Source organism: Halobacillus sp., assembly GCF_049282395.1.
GTDB lineage: Bacteria > Bacillota > Bacilli > Bacillales > Halobacillaceae > Halobacillus.
In genome coordinates, this window is sequence record NZ_JBAPTY010000102.1 from 1 (window position 1) to 3,504 (window position 3,504).

A 3,504-nucleotide genomic window follows, 5' to 3' on the forward strand; every position below is an offset into this window, starting at 1 on the left:
CGGTTTGGAATTTCGGAACGAGAAAGGCAAGTTTAAGTTCAAGCTCCCTTACCCTTCTCTCAGACATTTATTTAACGGACGCCATTTTAACTTCCTGAGAGGAGATTTGGAGCAGGTTTTGTATGATTTGGTTAAGGATCAAGTTGATTTCAGGTTTGGAATAACGATTGAGGAGATCCAGCAGGATGACGATCAAGTGCATGTAACATTATCCGACGGCAGGCGGGATACTGCAGATTTAGTAGTGGGCGCTGATGGAGTCAGGTCCCGTGTGCGTTCTTTAGTATTTGGTGAGCACCAGAACTATATCAAGCACATGGGGTATTACACAGCTGCATATATTATAGAAAATTCCAGCATGAATAAGCAGTTACACAACGCTTTTTATTCCTTATCATCTCCTGGCCTCCAGGCTTCCGTCTATCCGATCAGAGGAGATCGATCAGCGACGTTCTTTTTATACAAAGCTTCCAAAAAAGAAGAGCATCTATCCAGAAATGAAGCAAAAAATGAGCTGAAAAATCATTTTAAACATATGGGGTGGGTGGTCCCGGAATTGCTCGATAAAGCAGAGGAAGCGACGGATTTTTATTTTGACGAAGTGTCCCAGGTGGTTATGCCTCAATGGAGCAAAGGGCGAGTCGTCCTTGTAGGGGATTCCTGTCAGGCGGTTTCACTGATGGCAGGCCAGGGAGCGTCTCTCGCTATGACGGGAGCCTATGTACTGGCGCGCTCTTTACGGGAGAATAACAACGTAAAACAGGCATTGAATAAGTATGAAGATGATTTAAAACCTCAAGTTATGAAGACTCAGGCATCTGGAAGAAAATTTGCTCATTACTTTCTCCCAGACACACGTTGGAGGATCTTCATTCGTGATATAACAATGCGGATTAGTGTACTTCCGATTATCAGGAAGTTCGTAAATATGAACAGGGCCCGAATTCCAAAGTGATATTCGGGCTTTTTTAAGTGGTGGAACATTGCCAATAGGTTTATGTTTCTACTGGTTAATAATGTTAAAATAAACCTAATATTATGGAACACATCTTCTCGTAACCTTAGGTTCATTTCTCACTTTGAAAAAGGTTAAAAAATCGAAGCTTTAAAGCAGTTATTAGAGTAAGAGGTCGAAATTTACTGGAGACAAAATTAAACCATGTGCGTCTAAAAAAAGAAAGGAAGGATCGAATGAGAGCTTTTTTCTTACTTCTGGCCGCCGCTGTGAATGTCTTTTTTATAGCAGCTACATTGTTTTGGAATTCCATACGCCTAAACGGTTTCTGGCTTTTATTCTTCGGCACATTCCTCATATTCAGTCTCCTGTTTTCAGGTTATGTTTTTGTGAAGAATAGACGCCGGCCTAAGAGTTTCCTCTCGATTGGCTCGGTGATAGTCCTTTCCATTAGTGCAGGATCGATCGGCTGGTACTCTATTCATGCGCTTCTAGCTTTTGTGAATGCTTCCGTTACTTCGTAAGGCTTTTATACAACCTATGTAACTTACGCTTGTAATCAGAATCTATTAAAATACGAATCTCCCAGGGAGTGAATGTTTTGAAAAGCGAGCCTCCTTTCAAACACCTTGTCCATTCGATAGCTGAACTGCGCGAAGTTGCAGGTGATCCAGGCGAATTAGCTAAGAATAAAGTGATTTCTTACCTTGATCACAACTGTGTAGAATTTATTAACCATTCTCCGTTTTTAGTTCTTTCTACCGTAAATCAATTTGGAGATTGCGACGCTTCGCCGCGTGGAGATCAGCCAGGCTTTGTCCGCGTTTTGGATTCTGCAAGGCTGATTATTCCTGAAAGAAAAGGCAATAAACGTTTGGATTCTATACAAAATATAGTATCGCATCCATCCGTTGGGTTGCTTTTTATGATTCCAGGGACCGGAGAAACTTTGCGAGTCAACGGAACAGCTTATATAACGAGAGATCCGGAATATCTTGAGAAGATGACCGTTCAAGGGAAAACTCCATTGTTGGGAATAGGAGTTGAAGTGAAAGAGTGCTTTCTTCATTGTGCGAAAGCCTTTAAACGTTCGAAACTATGGGAACCTGATCACTGGCCGGAAACGGAGCATCTTCCATCAGCCGCTAAAATGATGGCCGCTCATGCTAATTTAAGGGGAGTGACAGAAGAATCGGTCGGGAGAAATTTGAAAGAAAGTTACACGAAACGCCTTTATTAATTTGAAGTTGAGTGCCTTTATATCAGAAAGGTGGTGGGAAGAATGGGTACGGTCTTAGTCCTGCTTGCTTTAGTCGTGATCAGTATATGTAGTATTTCTTTAGGATTATGGTTTATTAAAATAAATTTCTCTTTTGGTTTAGCCGTCAGCGCCAGTGTACCTTTCATAGTTGGTTTTTTATTTCAGGCTACATCGGTGTTTTATCTCATTCCTCTATTACCTTTAGTGACCTGGATCGTTCATAGTAGTAGAGTATCGAGAGAGAAGCCATCATTCAAATAAGTTACGTTTCTGCAAAAGTCGTGAAAATTTCCCAGGAAATAATTCGCTTCGACAATGATCTTTGGCAAGTTCGTATAAGAATTGTTACATAGAGACCTGCGGGAGATGGCAGGTGAAGTCTACTAATATGCCGGGATTGGGGAGGTAGGCCCGATTGAATTTTATGAGAGAGCCTGCCAAGCTAAGTTGATTCCGGTTTTTTATTGTAGTTTAGAGTGCTTACAGTTTCATATGGGACTGGCCTTTAAGTTAAGGTTGAAAAAAATATGTGGGCAAGGGGGATGGTATATGGAATTTGATGTTAGAGCAGAACGTTTATCTATGTTTGGTATCTTTGGTCTTATCCTGGTATGGAATATACTGACCGATATTTTTGGATTTTCCATACCATCATTCACCATCATTTTAGTATTGATCGTGGTATTCAGTGCGTTTCGATTTAAATTCGAAGTAAGTAATGAACAATTGTTATACCGACTTCTATTCTTTAAAAAGACAATTAATACAAGAAAACTGTCGCCCGGGGATATAAGTCAAATCACATTTGTCCGACAGATGTGGGTTAAAAAGGCTGTAATGATAAATGTTAGAAACGGAAGAAAAATTCGATTAGTCGAACTCTATCCTTCCACAGCTTTTGATTATTTAACGGAGTTTGCCGACAAACATGAAGTTGAATTACATAAAACAAGAGATTATTTAAGGTTAGAGGAAAAAATGGATAAGTGATGGGAGGCCGAAAGATTTCTAGACAAAGGGGAGCAGCTGCTAGTGTTCCCTGATGAAAGTTTGTGGAGAGATTAAAGCATTTCGAATGAACCTTACAATAAAAATCCCAACCATCAAGGATTGGGATCCTGTTTATCAATTTTTTCAGAGGATATTCTGTCTACATTTACGACAAAAGCTTTGGAAAGAGAACCAAGGAATTCCTGATTTTCATTATACCAATCCAGCCTTACAAAAAAGCTTTCTTTACGTCCATCTTTACTGGCGCTATGGATCGTTATTTCATTTCCTTCCAGTG

At 40.2% G+C, this 3,504-nt stretch carries 5 protein-coding genes; 4 read left to right on the plus strand and 1 reads right to left on the minus strand.

The genetic code is table 11. The features are described from left to right. The 4 genes from WAM07_RS04825 to WAM07_RS04840 form a co-directional block, all read left to right on the plus strand. On the plus strand, positions 1-955 hold a 955-nt coding region (locus WAM07_RS04825; RefSeq protein WP_422165242.1), incomplete at its 5' end, for an FAD-dependent monooxygenase. A 236-nt stretch (positions 956-1,191) separates the two neighbouring features. Continuing rightward, complete coding sequence (locus WAM07_RS04830) at positions 1,192-1,479, plus strand: hypothetical protein (protein WP_422165244.1); 288 nt, start codon at positions 1,192-1,194, stop codon at positions 1,477-1,479. A 77-nt stretch (positions 1,480-1,556) separates the two neighbouring features. Further along, entirely contained in the window at positions 1,557-2,195 is a 639-nt protein-coding gene (locus tag WAM07_RS04835; protein WP_422165246.1) for a pyridoxamine 5'-phosphate oxidase family protein, read from the plus strand. Between the two features lie 570 nt (positions 2,196-2,765). Then, positions 2,766-3,206, plus strand: a complete 441-nt coding sequence (locus WAM07_RS04840) for a hypothetical protein (RefSeq protein ID WP_422165248.1) — start codon at positions 2,766-2,768, stop codon at positions 3,204-3,206. A gap of 113 nt (positions 3,207-3,319) precedes the next feature. Here the strand turns inward: WAM07_RS04840 and WAM07_RS04845 are convergent. After that, positions 3,320-3,504, minus strand: a 185-nt coding sequence (locus WAM07_RS04845) for a hypothetical protein (protein ID WP_422165250.1), incomplete at its 5' end; no start/stop codon positions are given.